Origin of the sequence: Sinorhizobium sp. B11 (assembly GCA_039725955.1) — a bacterium.
Lineage (GTDB): Bacteria > Pseudomonadota > Alphaproteobacteria > Rhizobiales > Rhizobiaceae > Rhizobium.
Map to the genome: position 1 here is coordinate 511,285 of CP091034.1, position 18,265 is coordinate 529,549.

15 protein-coding genes are annotated in these 18,265 nt (G+C 59.5%); 8 read left to right on the top strand and 7 right to left on the bottom strand.

The window, feature by feature from the left end:
* Positions 1-85: 85 nt before the first annotated feature.
* On the bottom strand, positions 86-1,273 hold the full coding sequence (locus tag LVY75_12295) for an MFS transporter (GenBank protein ID XAZ25706.1): 1,188 nt from the start codon (positions 1,271-1,273) through the stop codon (positions 86-88).
* A 284-nt stretch (positions 1,274-1,557) separates the two neighbouring features.
* Here LVY75_12295 and LVY75_12300 point away from each other — a divergent pair, with 284 nt between their 5' ends.
* Entirely contained in the window at positions 1,558-2,121 is a 564-nt protein-coding gene (locus tag LVY75_12300; protein XAZ24002.1) for a TetR/AcrR family transcriptional regulator, read from the top strand.
* Between the two features lie 3 nt (positions 2,122-2,124).
* On the opposite strand, the gene LVY75_12305 is transcribed toward LVY75_12300, so the two are convergent.
* Positions 2,125-5,625 carry a hybrid sensor histidine kinase/response regulator gene (locus tag LVY75_12305; protein ID XAZ24003.1) on the bottom strand — a complete coding sequence of 1,167 codons (3,501 nt, stop codon included), beginning with the start codon at positions 5,623-5,625 and terminating at the stop codon, positions 2,125-2,127.
* A 221-nt stretch (positions 5,626-5,846) separates the two neighbouring features.
* Here LVY75_12305 and mscL point away from each other — a divergent pair, with 221 nt between their 5' ends.
* A complete protein-coding gene (mscL, locus tag LVY75_12310) occupies positions 5,847-6,284 on the top strand; it encodes a large conductance mechanosensitive channel protein MscL (GenBank protein ID XAZ24004.1) in 438 nt (145 codons plus the stop codon).
* Positions 6,285-6,419: 135 nt separating this feature from the next.
* Positions 6,420-7,586, top strand: coding sequence for a pyridoxal phosphate-dependent aminotransferase (locus LVY75_12315; protein XAZ24005.1), 1,167 nt, complete (start codon positions 6,420-6,422; stop codon positions 7,584-7,586).
* Here the strand turns inward: LVY75_12315 and LVY75_12320 are convergent.
* Positions 7,583-8,266, bottom strand: a complete 684-nt coding sequence (locus LVY75_12320) for a peptidase E (GenBank protein XAZ24006.1) — start codon at positions 8,264-8,266, stop codon at positions 7,583-7,585. The two genes, LVY75_12315 and LVY75_12320, sit on opposite strands and share 4 nt — an antisense overlap.
* 465 nt (positions 8,267-8,731) lie before the next feature.
* Here LVY75_12320 and galE point away from each other — a divergent pair, with 465 nt between their 5' ends.
* From galE to LVY75_12335, 3 genes are all read left to right on the top strand, one after another.
* The gene (galE, locus tag LVY75_12325; GenBank protein ID XAZ24007.1) at positions 8,732-9,766 is read left to right on the top strand and encodes a UDP-glucose 4-epimerase GalE; all 1,035 of its coding nucleotides are present in this window, start codon (positions 8,732-8,734) and stop codon (positions 9,764-9,766) included.
* A gap of 111 nt (positions 9,767-9,877) precedes the next feature.
* Positions 9,878-11,833, top strand: coding sequence for an EAL domain-containing protein (locus tag LVY75_12330; GenBank protein ID XAZ24008.1), 1,956 nt, complete (start codon positions 9,878-9,880; stop codon positions 11,831-11,833).
* A gap of 67 nt (positions 11,834-11,900) precedes the next feature.
* Positions 11,901-12,962: an enoyl-CoA hydratase/isomerase family protein gene (locus LVY75_12335; protein ID XAZ24009.1), complete on the top strand. Its 1,062-nt coding sequence runs from the start codon at positions 11,901-11,903 to the stop codon at positions 12,960-12,962.
* A 22-nt stretch (positions 12,963-12,984) separates the two neighbouring features.
* On the opposite strand, the gene LVY75_12340 is transcribed toward LVY75_12335, so the two are convergent.
* On the bottom strand, positions 12,985-15,045 hold the full coding sequence (locus LVY75_12340) for an ATP-dependent helicase (GenBank protein ID XAZ24010.1): 2,061 nt from the start codon (positions 15,043-15,045) through the stop codon (positions 12,985-12,987).
* A gap of 111 nt (positions 15,046-15,156) precedes the next feature.
* Positions 15,157-15,438, bottom strand: coding sequence for a hypothetical protein (locus LVY75_12345; protein XAZ24011.1), 282 nt, complete (start codon positions 15,436-15,438; stop codon positions 15,157-15,159).
* A 203-nt stretch (positions 15,439-15,641) separates the two neighbouring features.
* Here LVY75_12345 and LVY75_12350 point away from each other — a divergent pair, with 203 nt between their 5' ends.
* Both LVY75_12350 and LVY75_12355 read left to right on the top strand, forming a co-directional pair.
* Positions 15,642-15,860 (top strand): BON domain-containing protein, encoded by a 219-nt coding sequence (locus LVY75_12350; GenBank protein ID XAZ25707.1) that lies wholly within the window; start codon positions 15,642-15,644, stop codon positions 15,858-15,860.
* Between the two features lie 82 nt (positions 15,861-15,942).
* Positions 15,943-16,206 (top strand): hypothetical protein, encoded by a 264-nt coding sequence (locus tag LVY75_12355; protein ID XAZ24012.1) that lies wholly within the window; start codon positions 15,943-15,945, stop codon positions 16,204-16,206.
* 234 nt (positions 16,207-16,440) lie between these two features.
* Here the strand turns inward: LVY75_12355 and LVY75_12360 are convergent, their stop codons facing one another.
* Complete coding sequence (locus LVY75_12360; protein XAZ24013.1) at positions 16,441-16,683, bottom strand: DUF982 domain-containing protein; 243 nt, start codon at positions 16,681-16,683, stop codon at positions 16,441-16,443.
* A gap of 281 nt (positions 16,684-16,964) precedes the next feature.
* A complete protein-coding gene (locus LVY75_12365; protein ID XAZ24014.1) occupies positions 16,965-18,125 on the bottom strand; it encodes a tyrosine-type recombinase/integrase in 1,161 nt (386 codons plus the stop codon).
* Positions 18,126-18,265: the final 140 nt, after the last annotated feature.

The window sequence follows — 18,265 nt, forward strand, 5'->3', positions numbered from 1 at the left end:
GCGCAAAAGTGCGTGCGGTTTTACGATAACGACGTGAGAAAACAGGAGCTTAAAGCGTGGCGTATCCGAAAGATCGCGGCACGCTTTAAGCCGTCGCCGTATCCCTTGTCGAGCGCATCATCACCAGCCCGGCAAGGCTGACGAGGACGATGCCGGTTGCGTAGATGTCTGTGGTCATGCCGTAGCCGATCGACTTGACGAGGAAGCCGGCAAGGATGGCTGGCAGGCTGAAGGCGAGATAGCTCTGGATATAAAAGGCCGAAAGCAGGCCGGCCCGTTCTTCCGGCTTGGCGAGAGGCATGATCGTGCCGATCGAGCCCAGGAAGTTGGTACCGAAACCGGCGCCGGTCAAAAGCGTGCCGACGAGCAGCAGCGGCACGTTGGCAAGATGCACGCCAGCGACGACCGTTGCGATACCCGCTGTTTGGGAGGCGACGCCGAAGACGAGATTGCCCTTCGGGCTGCGGCTGCGGCGCAAGAAAACGGTGATTGCGCCGGACAACATCAACGCTGCCACGACCGTGCCACCCGTCAGCGGTGCGCGACTGCCGGTAGTGGAGACGACCAGCGAAGGTACGAGCGACAGGTAGAAACCGCCGAGCGTCCAGTTGGCGATATTGATCGGCGTCACCAGCGACAGCGGCTTCTTCACCTGTTGCGGGATGAAAATCGTCGGCTTCAGCGAAGTGAAGATGCCGGGGCGCGTGCCGCCGGTTTCTCGCGTCAACCACAGCGCGAAGGCCTGCACGGTGAAGGCGACGAGAAGAAGGGCGTAGACGAGATGCAGTGGTTCCGGCCCGAACTGGATCAGCGCGCTGGTTCCGATCGCGCCGATCGCCATGCCAGAAAGCGGTGCAATGGAGTTGACGATTTGCCCCTTGGCCCGGTCGACATCGACAAGAGCTGCACCGAGGGAGGCGCCGGCAATACCGGTGGCGATACCCTGCACGATGCGCGCCGCGATCAGCCATTCCGGTCCGCTGGCGATGGAAAATAACGCCATGGCGATGATCTCCAGCACGAGCGCGCCAAAAATGACAGGTCGCCGTCCGAGATGATCGGAGATGGAACCGGCGATCAGCAAAGTGGCAAGCAAAGCGAAGGCATAGACGGCGAAGATGACGGTGATGAGGATGGGCGAAACGGCAAAGACTTCCTGATAGATGCGATAAAGCGGCGTCGGCGCAGCCGATGCACCGAAGAAGATGGCCAGCGTCAGTGCATGGAAGCCCATGGGAGACGAATTCTTGATGGATTCAGGAGCGGCGACCATATATTGATCCATTAAAGCTAAATCGTTGCGTTAGCTCCATCTAGGTGGAGCCGCAGATAAAAGCAAATAATTTGCGTTAATGGATCGATGAAAGTTTCTGAACTATTAGGGCCGGAGCAATTCCAGCAAGGTGTGCAACGCCCGGACTTGTGGGCAAGCAAAGAGAGCATGTCCCGCAAAAGTGGGGAGCGGTCTGCGACCACGGCATGTTAAAACGGGACCAGAAGCATGCTAGGCAACCGAAAGGTCGCGGCGCGCTTCAGGGCTGAGAAAGTTGGGTTGAAATGGCAGTCAAAGAGAATATCCGTCCGGGTGGCAGAAGTGCACGTGTCCAGGCTTCGGTGCATGCCGCAGTGCGTGAGCTTCTTGCGGAGATGAGCCGAACGGAGATCACGGTTCCGCTGATCGCGACGCGGGCGGGTGTCACGCCTTCCACCATCTATCGCCGCTGGGGTGATCTGCAGGAATTACTGGCCGACGTCGCCGTCGAACGTCTGCGTCCCGACATGGAACCGGTTGATACCGGTACCGGCGCCGGCGATCTGGAAGCCTGGGCCGAACAATATGCAGAGGAAATGTCCTCTGGCCCCGGTCGTGAATATATCCGCGACGTGCTCGCTGCCCAGACCGGTGATAACGCCAACAAGTGCTGCAACTTCACCCGTCAACAGATTGAAGCGATCGCCGGAAGGGCGAAGGGGAGGGGCGAGGCCTTTCCCGATGTCGATACGGTGATGGATAGTGTCGTTGCACCCATCATGTACCGCACCCTCTTCGGCGATGCTCCGAACTCTGCTCGCGTACGGGAGCTTGTTGACCACCTTTTCGACCGGCGCAAGGTGGCCTGATCTTCACTCGGCGGCGGCGCGCTTCAGCCCTGAAATCTGGGTGATATAGGCGCGCAGTGCCGCAGGGCGCACCGGCTTGTGCTGCACCGCGATGCCGTGCTTTTCTGCCTCTGCCCGCACTTCCAGCGTCCTGTCGGCTGTGACGAGCAGTGCGGGAATCTCAACGCCGAAATGCTGGCGGAGATGCAGGATCGCTTCGACCCCGGTTCCGTCGGCAAGATGATAATCGGCGATGACAAGATCCGGTGGCTGACGCATCGAAAGCGTCTGGACAGCGGAAAGCGAATCCGCCGCCTGCGTGTTGCAGCCCCATCCATCGATCAGCAGCCGCATGCCTTCAAGGATCTTGGTTTCATTGTCGATGCACAGGATGCGCAATCCCTTCAATGGCTCGGCTGTGCGATCGACCGGAACCACGGCAGCATTTGTTTCGGCGCTCTTCGAGATGTCGAGCGGCATGAGTACGCGGAATTCCGTTCCCTTGCCATGTGTCGACTGAAGTTCGACCTTGTGGCCGAGCACGCGGGCGATGCGGTCGACGATGGAGAGGCCGAGCCCGAGACCCGATGCGGTCTTGGCGCCTTCGTCCAACCGCGCGAATTCCTTGAACACCGTCCGGAATTTCGAAGGCGGAATGCCGATGCCCGAATCCATCACCTGGATCATCACCTGATTGCCGCGTCGCCTGACCCCGATCAGCACCTTGCCGTTGACCGTATATTTGATGGCGTTGGAAACGAGGTTCTGTACCAGGCGGCGCAACAGGTTCGGATCGGAGCGCACCCGCAGCGAGGTCGGCATGACCTTGAGCTTCAGCTTCTTCTCGCGGGCGATCGGCGCAAAATCGGTCTCGATACGCTCGAGCAGGTCGGAAAGCGGCACGGATGCCAGCCGCGGGCGCATGGCGCCGGTATCAAGCCTGGAAATATCGAGCACGGCGCCGAGAATGGATTCAACCGATTCCAGCGCGGAATCGATGTTGCGCACGATCGGGCTGTTTTCCGATTGCGCCATGCGTTCGACCAGTGCGGAAGAATAGAGCCGCGCTGCGTTGAGCGGCTGCAGGATATCGTGGCCGGCGGCGGCAAAGAAGCGGGTCTTGCCGATATTGGCCTCGTCCGCCGCCGCGCGTGCCTCCGCCAATTCCTTGTTGACGCGCGTCAGCTCCGCCGTGCGCTCCGCGACGCGCTGTTCCAGCGTCTCGTTTGCCTGTTTCAGTGCCTGGTCGGCGGCCACACGCTGGGTAATGTCGGTGAAGGTCGCGACGATGCCCTTGTCCGGCATGGCATTGGAACGCACTTCGATGATGCGCTCGCCGCCGGCAAGCACCAGCGGGAAAGGCTTGTCGAGCGTCAGGAAATGCCGCACCGCTTGGCCCTGGTCACCGGGCGCGATGTCACCGCGATGGCTAAGGATACTGACGATGTCAGATAGCGGAAAGCCGACCTGGCCCGCATTTTCAGGCAGGTCCAGCAATTGACGGAAACGCCGGTTCCAGATCGTCAGCCGGTTGGAACTGTCGAAGACGGCAATGCCCTGATCCATCTGCGACAGTGCCGTCTGCAGCATGTCCTGATTATATTGCAGCGCTTCGCTCGCCTGGTCGAGCAGCCATGCGGTATCCGAAGAGGCATCCTCGATCTTCTGCAGGATCAGCGACAGCACCAGCCGTGCGGACGAAGAACCGATAGCGCTGCCGAGCAACTGCTCGGTGAAATGGATGAGCGCCATATCGGCCGGCTGATCGTCCTCCAGTTTGCGCCCCGAGGTCTGTTCATAGGTCGCAAGCGAGCGCTGCATGCGCTCTTCGCCGAGATAGCGGGCGATGGCCGTTTTGAGATCGCCGACGCTGATACGGGTCTTCCAGCCGCGCGTGGCAAATTGCGAGCGCGAATGTCGCTTGACGAAAATGCCGGCCTGGATGCGTTCCAGCGGCTTGGCATTGCGCGTCAGCGAGCCCACGACGAAGGCGGCAGTATTGACGAGCAGGCTCATCGCCGTCGCATTGACCAGCGGATCGGCATCCGGACCGGTGAAGAGCGTCGTGCCGGGAAAGATGAAACCGAGGAAACTGCTTGCCACATAGGAATAATCCGGCCCACCGAAGGAGGGCAGGAAAAGCAGGTAGACCCAGATGGTGAAACCGGAGGTCAGGCCGAGAATGGCGCCGCGCGCATTTGCCCGCCGCCAGATCATGCCGCCGAAGAGGGCAGGTGCAATCTGCGCGATGGCGGCGAAGGAGAGCAGGCCGATCGAGGCAAGCCCCGCAGTGCTGTCGGTCGAACGATAATAGGCGTAGCCGAGCAGCAGCACGGCGAAGATGGCGCTGCGGCGGATATTGAGCAGGCTCTTTGCGAAGTCGTCACGCTGGCTCGCAAGGCCCGCGAGCTTCCGGCGCAGGAAGAACGGCATGACGATGTCGTTCGACACCATGATGGAAAGCGCCACGGAATCGACGATCACCATGGCGGTCGCCGCCGAGAAGCCGCCGATGAAGGTGATCAGCGAGACGACAGGCATCTGCCCTGCAAGCGGCAGGGTAAGAACATAGAGATCGGCATTACCGTTGCCGCCGAAGATGAGCAGCCCGCCGATGGCGACGGGCAGCACAAAGAGATTGATGGCGATCAGGTAGAGCGGGAAGAGAAAGCCGGCGAGCCGGAGCTGTTTTGCCGTTCGGTTTTCGACCACTGTGACGTGGAACTGGCGCGGCAGCATGATAATGGCGAAGGCCGAAAGCAGTGTCAGCGTGATCCATCGGCTGAGCGGCGTCTGATAGTCGAGGGCGGCACTGACCAGGGCATTCTCCGATCCTTTCCGCCACAGGTCGCTCGGTCCGTCGAACAGGAACCAGATGACACATATGCCCGCCGTCAGAAAGGCAACGAGCTTCACCATCGATTCCATCGATACCGCGAGGATGAGCCCGTCCTGATGCTCGGTCGCATCGGTGTGGCGGGTGCCGAACATGATGGCGAAGCAGGCAAGCACGAGCGTCACGATCAGCGGCAGGTCGAGGAAATAGAGATTGCCGCTGCCGATACCGTAGTCGGACGGATTGACCATGGCCGTGACAGTCGCGGAGATGGATTTCAACTGCAGCGCGATGTAGGGAATGGTGCCGATCAGGCAGATAAGCGCCACGATGGTTGCGACAGTGGAATTCTTGCCGTAGCGCGCCGCAATGAAATCGGCCACCGATGTCAGCTTCTCGGCCTTGGCGAGTTCGATAATGCGCTTCAAGAGCGGCATGCCGAGTGTGAAGACGAGAATCGGCCCGATATAGATGCCGGCAAATTCCAGCCCGTGATGCGCAGCAAGGCCGACACCGCCGAAATAGGTCCAGGACGTGCAGTAGATCGCAAGGCTGAGCGCATACACAACAGGCCGGCCGCCCTCCGGCACGCCGAATTTTCGGCTCCGGCGGTCGCCATAGCTTGCCACTGCAAAAAGCAGCAGAAGATAGCCCAAGGCAAACGCAAATATGACCCAGCCTGGAAGCATTGACCCTCCGCCGGCGGACTATCCGCCGTCCTCCCGGAACGGTTTGAAGATTAGGGCAATTCAGCAGGTTTGAAAATTCCCGCGGTCTTGGTCTTAAGTTCTACGCGGAAGGGGATGATGTCCGAATATTTCCAATTGCCGATTGATTAATTGAGATGAAGGTGTAGCTAATGAAAACAATGGCATGTCTTTGAAAAATGCATCGAGGGGAGACAGATCTGATGCTCAATGAGTTCAAAGCGTTCATCGCCCGCGGCAATGTCATGGATCTCGCAGTCGGTGTCATCATCGGCGGCGCGTTCGGCGGGATCGTCAAGTCGCTGGTCGAGGATATCATCATGCCGATCGTCGGCGCGATCTTCGGCGGTTTCGATTTTTCCAACTACTACATTTCGCTGTCGGACAAAGCCGTTGGGCCAACCCTTGACGAAGCCCGCAAAGGTGGGGCCGTTTTCGCATACGGCAATTTCATCACCGTCCTGATCAATTTCCTGATCCTCGCTTGGATCATCTTCCTAATGATCAAGGCTGTGAACATCCTGCGCGAGCAGGTCGAGCGCAAGGAAAAGGCCGCACCGGCAGAGGTCCCGCCGCCGCCGGCCGATGTCGCATTGCTGACCGAAATCCGCGACCTTCTCGCCAAGCGCCCGGCCGTCTGATCTGACGGTCTGATCCGGGTGAGGGCCCGCCCATTCCGGCCGGGCTCATCCATCACGAAAATCGATATGCCATCACGCTTTGTCATGGGATTTGCGCCTGCAAATCCGTTATGAAGGCGTGAACCGGAGATATGCATGTCGATTATAAGCAGCCTCAGCCCGCGCGCCGTCGCAGCGCCAGAAAGCGGGATCGTCGAAGTCGTCAATTATGCCCGCGGCCGTGAAGGCCTTTTGCCGCTCTGGGTTGGCGAAGGCGATCTTCCTACCCCCGATTTCATCAATCAGGCGGCCATGCAGGCGCTCGCCGCCGGCGAGACCTTCTACACCTGGCAGCGCGGGATCCCCGAGCTGCGCCAGGCCCTGTCGGATTACTATTTCAGGCATTTCGGTATCCGTTTGGCACCTGAGCATTTCTATGTGACCGGTTCCGGCATGCAGGCGATCCAGATCGCCGTCCAGGCGCTGACTTCACCCGGCGATGAGTTCGTCTACCTCACCCCGGCCTGGCCGAACATTGCCGCCGCCCTCGAAATCGCCGGCGCGCGGTCGGTTGGCGTGGAGCTCCAGTTTGAAGGCGGCACATGGGCGGTCGATCTCAACCGCGTTGAAACAGCCATTACGCCGAAGACGCGCGGCCTCTTCATCAACACGCCGTCGAACCCCACGGGCTGGACCGCGACGAAGAAGGACCTGGCCGATATCCTGGCGCTTGCTCGTAAACATGATCTCTGGATCATGGCAGATGAGATCTACGCGCGTTATTTCTACGCTGGCGGTCGCGCGCCGTCCTTCCTGGATGTGATGGAGCCGGGCGACAAGGTCATCTTCGTCAACTCCTTCTCCAAGAACTGGTCGATGACCGGCTGGCGCGTCGGCTGGATCGTCGCCCCGCCGGAGACCGGACAGGTGCTGGAAAATCTCATCCAGTATTCAACCTCCGGCGTAGCACAATTCATGCAGAAGGGTGCGGTTGCGGCCCTTAACGAAGGTGACGCCTTCGTGCAGTCGAATATCGAGAAGGCGACCCGCTCCCGCGATATCCTCTGCGAGACGCTGATCGCCACCAACCGCGTTGAAACGCTGAAGCCCGACGGTGCGCTTTACGCCTTCCTCAAGATCGACGGCGTTACCGACAGCCGCAAGGCCGCGATCGATATCGTCGACAAAACCGGCGTCGGCCTTGCGCCCGGCACAGCCTTCGGACCGGGCGGCGCACTTTTCCTGCGCGCCTGCTTTCTGCGCGATCCGGCACAGGTGGCGGTCGCTGCCGAACGGCTCGCCGACTACATCCTCAAGATTTAAGCGGAACGGCGCATCGCTTCCGGCAAGACCGGAAGCAGCGTCACGTTCCGACCCTCGACGATGATAACTTCGCCGTCCCTGAGCGGCTGAAAGGGCATGCCGGTTTCGTCAAGGAAGTTGGCTGCCTTTTCGGCCGCTTCTGCCTCATCATGAGCCGAGCGATAATGCGGAACGATGGAGAAGTCGACGAGGCCAAGGCCTTCCCAAGGAACGCTCTCGTCATAGCCTGGCGCACACTGCCGCGGATCATCCATGATGTCGATGCCCTTGAGCGAGGGCGTCGCCACGACCGCCCCGGCGCTGAACCCGCCATAGACGATCGCATCGCCGCGCACCAACTCCCCTATGATCTGATCGAAACCGCTCTGCCGCATGGCGCGCCTTAGAAGAAAGGCATTGCCGCCGACGGCCCAGACGAGATCAAAACCGGCGAGCGCTTTTTCAAGAACACGCGGCTCCCCGAAATAATCCCTCAGATCCAGTTCTTCCGCCTCGATCCCCCAATCGGCGAGCTCCTCCTTGGGATCATAGACATTGGCCTCATAGGCGCGACGCGCCTCGGACGGGATGAAGTCCAGCGCATTCTGGATAATTGCGGCGCGCCGCCCGCCATTGAGAAGCTTCTTGAGCCGGAAGGCGCTCGCTCCGAGCCGATAGGATGACAGGTAGAGTCTCATCATTGCTGCTCCCTGTTGGAGAGGGGCAGGTCACGAGATATGGAAAGAAGATATTGTGCCACGAGAAGTCCTTGCATGGGGCGGACATCGGGGCAGAAACAAAAAACCCCGCGCGTCCGGCGGGGTTGGATCGGGTAATGTGAATAGTTTCAGGTCACAAGCCGACGCCCCCACCGCAAAGGGTGGTCGTCATGCCCATCGTCATAGCCTGAAACGCGAAGTTGTTCATGGCCTGAGTTTGCCCGGCCGCATGCGTGATGTCAATGAGCGCTGAAAGAGAGGGGCAGGAGGCCTTTTCGTTTCGAAATCGGCCGGTCGCTAAAATTGTAGCAAAGCCGGAAATCCGCCTCTAACCACATGTCGAAACATACCGGCCGCAAAGGCTTTCCGAGGCTGTTTGATAACAAAATCGGAAAGGAAAACACCGTTCTGATGTTCCCGAAAAAACATAAAACAGGGAATGCAGACATGGCGGTTCTGGTGACAGGTGGGGCTGGATATATCGGCAGCCACATGGTTTGGACGCTGTTGGATGCCGGTGAAGACGTCGTCGTGCTCGACAACCTCTCTACCGGCTTTCGCTGGGCCGTGGCGCCGGCGGCGCGCTTCTATCTTGGCGATGTCTCCGATCCGGATGTGCTGAAGAAGATCTTCATCGAGAACGATATCGAGGCAATCATCCATTTCGCCGGCTCTGCCGTCGTCCCTGTTTCGGTTGCCGATCCGCTCTCCTACTACGATAACAATTCAGGCAAAACGCGCGCGCTGCTGAGCGCTTCGATCAAGGCCGGTATCCGCAACTTCGTCTTCTCCTCGACGGCCGCTGTCTACGGCCAGCAGAAGAGCTCCGCTCCCGTGAAGGAAACGGCACCCCTCAATCCGGAAAATCCATACGGCCAGTCGAAGCTGATGACCGAAATGATGCTTCGTGACGCCGCGGCCGCCTATGACTTCGGTTATGTGGCGCTCCGCTATTTCAACGTCGCGGGCGCCGACCCGCAGCTGCGCGCTGGCCAGTCGACCTCGGGTGCGACCCATCTCATCAAGGTCGCCTGTGAGGCTGCGCTCGGGAAGCGTGGCAGCATTACCGTCTACGGTTTCGATTACCCGACCCATGATGGCACCGGTGTGCGCGACTACATCCATGTCAGTGATTTGACGGCGGCGCATTTGAAGGCACTCGAGCATCTGCGCCAGGGCAGGGGGCCACTTGTCGCCAACTGCGGCTATGGCAACGGCTATTCCGTACTCGACGTATTGAACATGGTCACCCGCTTGAACGGTCATTCGTTCAAAATCAACATGGCGGCACGTCGCCCGGGTGACGCCGCAAGCGTCGTCGCCGATGCGACGCTTGCCCGCCGCGTGCTGGATTGGGCGCCGAGATATGACTCACTGGAAACCATCGTCCGCAGCTCGCTCGACTGGGAGCTCTTCCTGATGAACAAGAGCGTCGACGATCTGCACAGCATTCATCGCGCACTGGCTGCAGCTTCTTTCTGAGATGCAGCCGAACAACTTGCCATTCCGGCGTAGATACGGGTGGCCCGACGTTACGTGAATAAGGAATAATCAAGCTTTCTCTGGCCAACTTCAGCCAAGGGAATAGGGATCATGAAGAACTTCATAGCCTCGTTGCGGCTGCAAAAAGATAATCCGAAGTTTCTGGTGGCACAGTTCAAGGCTTTGTCGTCACAGATTCCGATTCTCTACGTTCTTCTTGTCATCAATGCGCTGGCTGTGGCCATCACTCACATTAGGTCGGCGCCTCTCTGGCTTTCGCTCTACATTCCCGTCGGGCTCAGCATTGTCTGCGTCTTTCGCCTCTGCTGGTGGGAAATATCAGGCAAGGAAAATGTCACGCCGGAGCGCGCGCTGCGGCTGATGAAGATAACGCTAGCAGGCGCAGTCATCCTCACCATCGGCTTCGGCGGTTGGGCTATCGCGCTCTATCGATATGGCGATGCCTCGCAGCAGGGGCAGATCGCCTATTTTCTGGTTGTAACCGGCATTTCCTGCGTTTTCTGCCTGATGCATCTGCCGCTCGCCGCGGCAATCACCACGGTCATCACCTTTACGGCCATGATCGTGACCTTTCTCTTTTCCGGCAACCCGGTTTTCGTTGCAACGGCCGTCAGCGGCCTGTTCCTGGTGCTGCCTTTCCTGCGTGTCATCAACAGCTACTTCCAGAATTTCGCGCACCTCGTGCGGCTTGCAGAAGAGCTCAAGCAGAAGCAGGCTGAAGCCGAGGAACTGAATCGCGTCAATAGTCGCAATGCCTTGCAGGACCAACTGACTGGCCTTGCCAATCGTCGCAGTTTCTTCCTGTCGCTGGAACAGATGCTGCTGAAGGATCCCGCCGCGCCACCGGTCATCGGCATCGTCGATCTCGATGGCTTCAAACCAGTCAATGACGTCTTCGGCCACGCGGCTGGCGACGTCGTATTGAAGGAGACGGCGCGCCGCTTCGTCTCGTTATTGGGCGATCAGGGCATCGTCTCGCGTCTTGGTGGCGATGAGTTCGGCATCATCTTCCCCGCTGACATGACGCTCAGGGCAATTTCCGATCTCGGCCTGGCGCTATGCGCGGCCGTGCGCGAACCCTATGACATCCCCGACGGTTCGGTCCGTGTTTCCGGCTCCTGCGGCATCGTCTATCCTGAAGCGGGCGAGTACACGGCCGAAGACCTCTACGAGAAAGCGGACTTCGCGCTCTATCAGGTCAAGAGCAAGCGTGTCGGCGGTGTGGAATTCTTCTCGCCGGAGCACGAAAAGATCCTGACACAACGCTACCTGATCGAGCTCGAACTGCAGACCGAGAATTTCGCCAGCGAGCTGAAGCTCGAATATCAGCCGATCGTCGAACTGCGCAGCGGCCGTGTCGTCGGTTTTGAGGCGCTTGCGCGTTGGGACAGCGCCCGCTTCGGCCGCATCAGCCCCGATGCTTTCATTCCGGCTGCCGAACGCACCGCCGTGATCGGCCGCGTGACGCGCATTCTCTTCGGCCAGGCGCTCGACGCCCTGAAGATCATGCCGACGCATCTGCGCGTCTCCTTCAACCTGTCGGCCCGCGACATCTGCGATCACGAAACCTCGATGGCCCTGCTCGCCATGATCAACCGGTCGGGCGTCGACCCAAAACGTATCGAATTCGAGATCACCGAGACGGCGCTGCTGTCTGACTTCGATACTGCCGATCAGGTGATCGGCATGCTGCGCGCCGCCGGCATCTCGATTGCGCTTGATGATTTCGGCACGGGCTATTCAAGCTTGAGCCATATCCATCGCCTGGCCTTCGACAAGCTGAAGATCGACAAGGCCTTCGTGATGAATTTCGACCGCGATGCTCGCTGCATGAACATCACCCGTTCCGTCGCCAATCTTTGCCAGAACCTCGGCATCGCTTCCGTGGCCGAAGGTGTCGAAAGCGAGGATGTGGCGGAGTCGCTGAAAGGCATCGGCGTAAGATTGGCGCAGGGCTATTATTTCTCCCGGCCGCTGCCGCTGGAACTGGCGATCGACTACGCGGTCAGGCGCGATGCCACTGTTTCTCAGCCCCTTTCGGCCTGATTGATCAGCCAGCCACTGGAACCTAGGCCCGACCCCGTTTATTCCTAGGGAAGGAGCGAGGTGGACCATGGACAATAGCAATCAAAGCGAAGTTATCGTTGAACGGCGTGGCACGGCGGGCCTTATCCGGCTGAACCGCCCAAAGGCGTTGAACAGCCTGACGATCCCGATGGTGCGTACGATTGCCGCCGCACTTGACGAGTTTGCCGGTGACCAAGCGGTGGCCAGCGTCGTCGTGATGGGGGAGGGCGAGCGCGGCTTCTGCGCCGGCGGCGATATCCGCGCCATTCACCTGAGCGGGCGTTCCGGCGACGGCCTGGCGGAAACCTTCTGGCGCGAGGAATTCCGCCTCAATCACCGGATTGCCAGCTATCCGAAACCCTATGTGGCGCTGATGGACGGCATCACCATGGGCGGCGGCGTCGGGCTTGCCAGCCACGGCCGCCATCGGATCGTCACCGAGCGTACCCGCCTTGCCATGCCGGAAACCGGTATCGGCTATTTTCCAGATGTCGGCGCTACGTGGCTGTTGCCTCGCACGCCGGGTGAAAGCGGTACTTGGATGGCCCTGACCGGGCTCGATATCAATGCCTCCGATGCAATCTATACCGGCCTCGCTGACGTCTATATGTCTTCCTCGCGCCTCGAAGAGGCAGTCCATCATCTGACGAACCTGTCTGCGGGAAGTTCGTCTGACGATGTGGATGCGGTGCTGCGCGGTCTCTCGGAGCAAGTGGACGAAGGCAGGTTGCAGGCCAATGCCGCAATGATCGACCGTGCCTTCCATTTCAACCGCGTAGAGGACATCGCTTCCGCACTCGCTACGGAGGAGGGTGAATTCGCCGCAGAAACCCGCCGTGTGATGCTCACACGTTCGCCGACCAGTCTCAAGCTTGCCTTGCGGCTGTTGAGAGCCGGCCGCCAGAGCCGCACGCTTGGCGAATGCCTGGCCCGCGAACTCGGGGCTTGCATGCACGTGCTGCACGGTCCGGATTTCTACGAGGGCGTTCGCGCAGCCGTCATCGACAAGGACCGCAATCCGAAATGGTCGCCGCCGACGATCGCCCTGGTCAATGATGAAATGATCGGCCGCTTCTTCGAATCGCCCAAGCCGCCGCTTTCGCTCTGACAGTGTTTGATCGGGAAAGGCTCTAGCGCCACATGCCCCGCATGCGCGCGCCGACATCGATGCGTACCTGCCGCGCCTGTTGGGCGGCTGCCGTATCGGTCTTGACCTGAGGCCAGCCACAAACCTCGAAGAATTGCAGCAGCGTGGCCGGAATGAAGCGGCTGCGCGACGCATAGACATGCCGATCGCCCTGCGAATTCTGACCATAGGTGAAGAAGCGCTGCGGCACGACGAGGTCGAGATTGTCCTTGGCGCGGGTCATTGCCACGTAGAGGAGGCGCCGCTCTTCCTCGATTTCCGCCGTCGTCCCGACCGCGAGATCGGAGGGAATGCAGCCGTCGATGACATTCAGCATGAAGACCTTGGTCCATTCCTGTCCCTTGGCCGAATGGATGGTCGAAAGGATGAGATAATCCTCATCGAGCAGCGGCACGCCCGCCTGATCCGAGGTTGCATCCGGCGGATCGAGCGTAAGCTCGGTCAGAAAGCGCTCGCGAGAAGCATAACCGCCGGCGATTTGTTCGAGCTGGATGAGATCGGCAAGCCGGGCGCTCGCATCTTCATGCAGCCGTTCCAGATGCGGCTCATACCATTGCCGCACCAGTTCGATCTCTGCGGGCCAGCCGGCCTTGCCGGTCTTCAGCTCCTGCATGGTCGAAACGAAGGAGGTCCAGTCGTCGCCCGAGCGTGGCGGCGCAGGCATGGCGGCGAGCGCCGCAACCGGGCTCGGGTCCTCAGCCATATGGTCCAGCACCTTCTGCGCCGTAGAAGGCCCGACCCCCGGAAGGATCTGCATCAGCCGGAAGCCCGCCACCCGGTCGCGCGGATTCTGGGCAAAGCGCAGTGCCGCCAGCATGTCCTTCACATGCGCGCTGTCGAGGAACTTCAGGCCGCCGAACTTCACGAAGGGAATGTTGCGGCGGGTCAGCTCCACTTCCAGCGGGCCGCTGTGATGCGACGCGCGGAAGAGCACGGCCTGGCTCTTCAGCTTCACACCCTCTTCGCGATTGTCGAGAACCTTGTCGGCTACGTAACGTGCCTGATCATTCTCGTCGCGCACAGTCACCAGTCGCGGCCGTTCCGGCGATTCACGTTCCGTCCAGAGGTTCTTGGTGAAACGCTCGGAGGCAAGGTCAATCACGGCATTGGCGGCGGCCAGGATCGGCTGCGTCGAGCGGTAGTTGCGGTCAAGCGTGACGATGTTGGCGGCCGGGCTGAAGGCGGCCGGAAAATCGAGGATGTTGCGCACCGTCGCCGCGCGGAAGGAATAGATCGACTGCGCATCGTCGCCGACGACGGTCAGGCCCTGGCCGGTCGGCTTCAGCGCCAGAAGTATGGAAGACTGCAGCTTGTTGGTGTCCTGATATTCATCGACAAGCACATGGTCGAAGCGGCTGCCGATATCCTCGGCAATCATCGGCTCGGCCACCATCTGCGCCCAGTAGAGCAGCAGGTCGTCGTAATCGAGCACGTTCTGGCTCTGCTTGGACTCGACGTAACAGGCGAAAAGCTCGCGAAGCTGCTTTTCCCAGGTGGCGCACCAGGGAAAGGCGTCGCGCAGCACGAGCGGCAGTTCCATTTCCGAGTTTACCGCGCGCGAATAGATCGCCAGGCAGGTTCCCTTTGTCGGAAACCGGCTCTCGGTTTTCGAGAAACCAAGATCATGACGCACGAGGTTCATCAGGTCGGCGCTGTCTTCCCGGTCATGGATGGAGAAGGCCGGATCGATGCCGATCTGTTCGGCATAGTCGCGCAAGAGGCGTGCGCCGATGCCGTGAAACGTGCCGCTCCAGGCAAGTGCATCCGCCATGATGCCGGAATTCTTGCCGAGAACCTCGCCGCAGATGCGTTCGACGCGGCGGCCCATTTCTGCTGCTGCCCGGCGGGAAAAGGTCATGAGCAGGATTCGGCGCGGATCGGCGCCTTTGAGGATCAGATGGGCAACGCGGTGCGCAAGCGTATTCGTCTTGCCGGAGCCGGCCCCGGCGATGACCAGCAGCGGACCTGCCACATGACTGCCGTCTGCGAGCGTGCCGTGTTCAACGGCCATGCGTTGCTGGGGGTTGAGTCTCTCGAGATACATCCAGCCGTCCGGTTGGGCTTAACGGGAGAATCAGCACCCGCGAATAAAATCAGATGTTCCTTGGATGTTCTCGATTGGCGCCGGTGTCAAGCAGGCAGGGGCTGCCACGCACTATTGCGGAAAATCCGGCACGATCTGGCGCCGCACCAGCTTCAGGCTGCGGTCGGGCTGAAGAATATAGGTTTCGTAGACGCGCTGGCCCTGCTGATCGTAGAAGTCGTTGTACACTGCGCTGCCGATCGGCGACTTCGTCAGCTTCGTGCGCGGCTGCCCGCCATAGGTGATGCTGCCGGGAATTGGCTCTAGCGCAGGCGCGTCCGCGGCGGAGCAGCCGACCAGAGCGGGTGTGGCCAAAAGGGTCGTCGCAAGAAGGGCAGGCACCAGCGCTTTCATCGTCTTTTCCTCGGCTGCAATTGTTTGCGGCGGCTGCCGACACTTCCGGCAAGATTTCAGCACCACCATCGTGATGACTATGCATCGGGCCGACCGCGCACCGCAACAAACGTCGTCTTCCAGCGTTAAATCCCTATTAGCCAATGTCAGGAACGACCATGGTGCTGCGATTTCACAACTCGCCGACTGACGAGGAAGCCTGGATGAAGAGCCGCAACACGGCCGCCATGCGCGCGTCCGTGGAAAGCGCCCTGCATGCTGCGGGCGATTTCGATGCAGCCGAAATCATCGTCTCCACCATCGGTTCCTGCGTCATTCTCGAAGGTTTCGTGCGCCAATGGAGCGACAGTGAGCGGGCTCGGGCGATTGCCGAGGCTATTGTCGGAAGCGGTTACGTCCATTGCCGCATGCTGGTGAAATAATTCACCGTCCACTTGAAGATTTTCAAGGAACCAACGCCCTGCCTTCGGTGTTGAAAAGCTGATTTCAATGCTGGAGACAATAATGCAAACGCCTATACGCCTCTGGGCCTGGGGCCTTCTTATTGGGTGCGGCGCCTTTGCCGGCTCCGCCTATGCCTCACTCGAAACCGATATGGATTATTCGGCCTTGCCGAAGGACGAAATCGCGCTGAATGAATATACCAGCGCTGCCGTCTGCGAGCCCGCCGAGCCGCATTACCTGCCGTCCTTCATTCGTGTCGCAGATGGCACAATCGTCGGTGTGGGATATATTCAGGTCCAGGATGAGAATACTTCGGACTGCTGATCGAATATTCCATTTTTCTTGCGGACGAGGCTCGTCTGCAGTCTCCCACAGAGGGTGACGAGCCTCTAACCATCATCATGATGGCTGGCGTCGTTCTATTGATGAACAGACGAGCGGCGCAATATCTTTCGAAACAAAGCCCTGCGCGAGCTCCGTGCAGGGTTAAGTGAAAATAAAGCATTGCTCCGTTTCGGAACGGATTGGACTTTATTTGTCCGAACCGCCGCTGAAGACTTAATGCACCTTAAGCTTTGCTTCCTCGGCCGCTGCCATAAACTCCGCGCGAGCCTCTTCGACGGTCTTTCTTCCATCGAGTGCCGCGCGGCAGACGCTCCGTGCCCTGAGGTATTTCAGTCCGCGCATGGCAGGCCAGTGCTCGGCAAGGCACGCCAAGGCGTCGAACGGTCCGTTAACCGTGCGTGCTCCGGCCCCTTCGAAACCTACCTTGATCGGACCATTCCATCGTTCAGTTGCCATCGACGCTCCTCCAGCATGTCTCGATAGAAACAGTGATTGAAGCCTCCCGGTTCCTCCGCAAAGACTTCAGAATGCTAATATTCTAGCGAGATTTTTGCCGGCAGCAATGGCGCCGATTGGCGCGGTGGATAATGCTAAAGGAGAAAACTGGTGCTGCCGAGTGGGATTGAACCACCGACCTCACCCTTACCAAGGGTGGAAGGGGGTATCTGTATCCTCATGGCAAATCTTCATTTTCTGCCTTTTGAGAATTGCACTGCACGGATTTTGCACGGATCCGCCTAAGCCAATTTGCCGGCGACGGCAACTTTCTTCTTTGCAGGGATAAGCCGACGGGACCAATATGCGGGATCTTCCCACCACCATAAATCGCGCCAAATCTGCGGTACAGGCAGGGTATTGATTGCCTCAATGAGAGCAGGCTGCGGCACGTTCGTATAATGACGGCTCATGTCGTCGGCAGCATGACCGAGGATTTGATCTTTGATGTAAGGATGCACGCCGTTGACCACCAGCTGTGTTGAGGCGCTATGGCGCCCGGTATAAGCCGCGATATCAACGATATCGATCTTGCGCTTGGCGAGGCGCTTGCGTGCTCCCTCGATGGCTCCGGAGATCTGGCCACCGAAGTCGTCAGAAGGCGGGTAGGGTTCACCCTTGTGGGATAGGAACACAATGCCTTTGCGCTTCTCGAGCAGTGAGGTGAATAGCGGCACGAGAAATTCATGCATCGGCACCCCACGGGGTTCACCGGTCTTCGAGGCGTCCAGGGTGATCCATCGGCCGGGAATATCGATCTGCGGGGCCTCCAACGTAAACATCTCGATCGGCCGCATGCCCGTATAAAAAAGCGCTGTCATGATCTGCGCTGCTGCGGGCGACATCTCGCCGACGAAGGTCGCGGCACGATCGTAGCTTGTGGGAGTCGTGCCAGCACGTTTGCGCTTCAGTACGGCCACGTTAGTGCCTTTTGGCTTACGCGGGCGGCGCCATTTCCTCTCCTCAGCCCACCGGTTGAGAGCACAGTGGTTCCAGACGGCAATGAACGGGGTGAAAAATTGTCGGTTTTTGGTGTCCGCATTGGCGGTGGGATACAAAGCCGCGGCGCCCTGATCTAGGTCGCTCTGCGTAATGTCCTTCAGCAACTTGCCGCGCAGTTGGGTAACAACGCCTGTCACTTTGCCGGTCTTCTTGTTTTTCTTGACCAAATATTTCGGCGAACCGCCCGAGGCAACATAGCTTTCAGCTCCTTCGGTGAAGCTGATAAGCGCCTTCTTGCCGTGCACGCTCTCCTTCAGGAGGCGCGCTTCTGTCTGGATCCGGATTTCTTCGGCTGTCTTGCGGTCGCTAGTGCCAGTAGATTCGAAAACGCTCTGTCCTCTGATCGTGCCACGGATGTAGAAGTTTTCGGAGCCTTGACGCTGGATGAGTTTGAGGGGCATCGCAAAACATTCCAAATGGCGAGGATATCGGTTTCGGAGAAAAGGAACTCTCTGCCGACAATGGTGCACAATCCATATGTCCTGGCAACCTTGGCAACAGCCCTGGTGGTCATGCGCAGGCGCTCGGCTACTTCCTGGAG

Coding starts and splice junctions, on each gene's coding strand:
- LVY75_12305 (XAZ24003.1), bottom strand. CDS start 5,625: ATGCTTCCAGGCTGGGTCATATTTGCGTTTGCCTTGGGCTATCTTCTG.
- LVY75_12355 (XAZ24012.1), top strand. CDS start 15,943: ATGCAAACGCCTATACGCCTCTGGGCCTGGGGCCTTCTTATTGGGTGC.
- LVY75_12300 (XAZ24002.1), top strand. CDS start 1,558: ATGGCAGTCAAAGAGAATATCCGTCCGGGTGGCAGAAGTGCACGTGTC.
- LVY75_12320 (XAZ24006.1), bottom strand. CDS start 8,266: ATGATGAGACTCTACCTGTCATCCTATCGGCTCGGAGCGAGCGCCTTC.
- LVY75_12340 (XAZ24010.1), bottom strand. CDS start 15,045: ATGTATCTCGAGAGACTCAACCCCCAGCAACGCATGGCCGTTGAACAC.
- LVY75_12315 (XAZ24005.1), top strand. CDS start 6,420: ATGTCGATTATAAGCAGCCTCAGCCCGCGCGCCGTCGCAGCGCCAGAA.
- galE (XAZ24007.1), top strand. CDS start 8,732: ATGGCGGTTCTGGTGACAGGTGGGGCTGGATATATCGGCAGCCACATG.
- LVY75_12335 (XAZ24009.1), top strand. CDS start 11,901: ATGGACAATAGCAATCAAAGCGAAGTTATCGTTGAACGGCGTGGCACG.
- LVY75_12295 (XAZ25706.1), bottom strand. CDS start 1,273: ATGGTCGCCGCTCCTGAATCCATCAAGAATTCGTCTCCCATGGGCTTC.
- LVY75_12350 (XAZ25707.1), top strand. CDS start 15,642: ATGAAGAGCCGCAACACGGCCGCCATGCGCGCGTCCGTGGAAAGCGCC.
- LVY75_12345 (XAZ24011.1), bottom strand. CDS start 15,438: ATGAAAGCGCTGGTGCCTGCCCTTCTTGCGACGACCCTTTTGGCCACA.
- LVY75_12365 (XAZ24014.1), bottom strand. CDS start 18,125: ATGCCCCTCAAACTCATCCAGCGTCAAGGCTCCGAAAACTTCTACATC.
- mscL (XAZ24004.1), top strand. CDS start 5,847: ATGCTCAATGAGTTCAAAGCGTTCATCGCCCGCGGCAATGTCATGGAT.
- LVY75_12360 (XAZ24013.1), bottom strand. CDS start 16,683: ATGGCAACTGAACGATGGAATGGTCCGATCAAGGTAGGTTTCGAAGGG.
- LVY75_12330 (XAZ24008.1), top strand. CDS start 9,878: ATGAAGAACTTCATAGCCTCGTTGCGGCTGCAAAAAGATAATCCGAAG.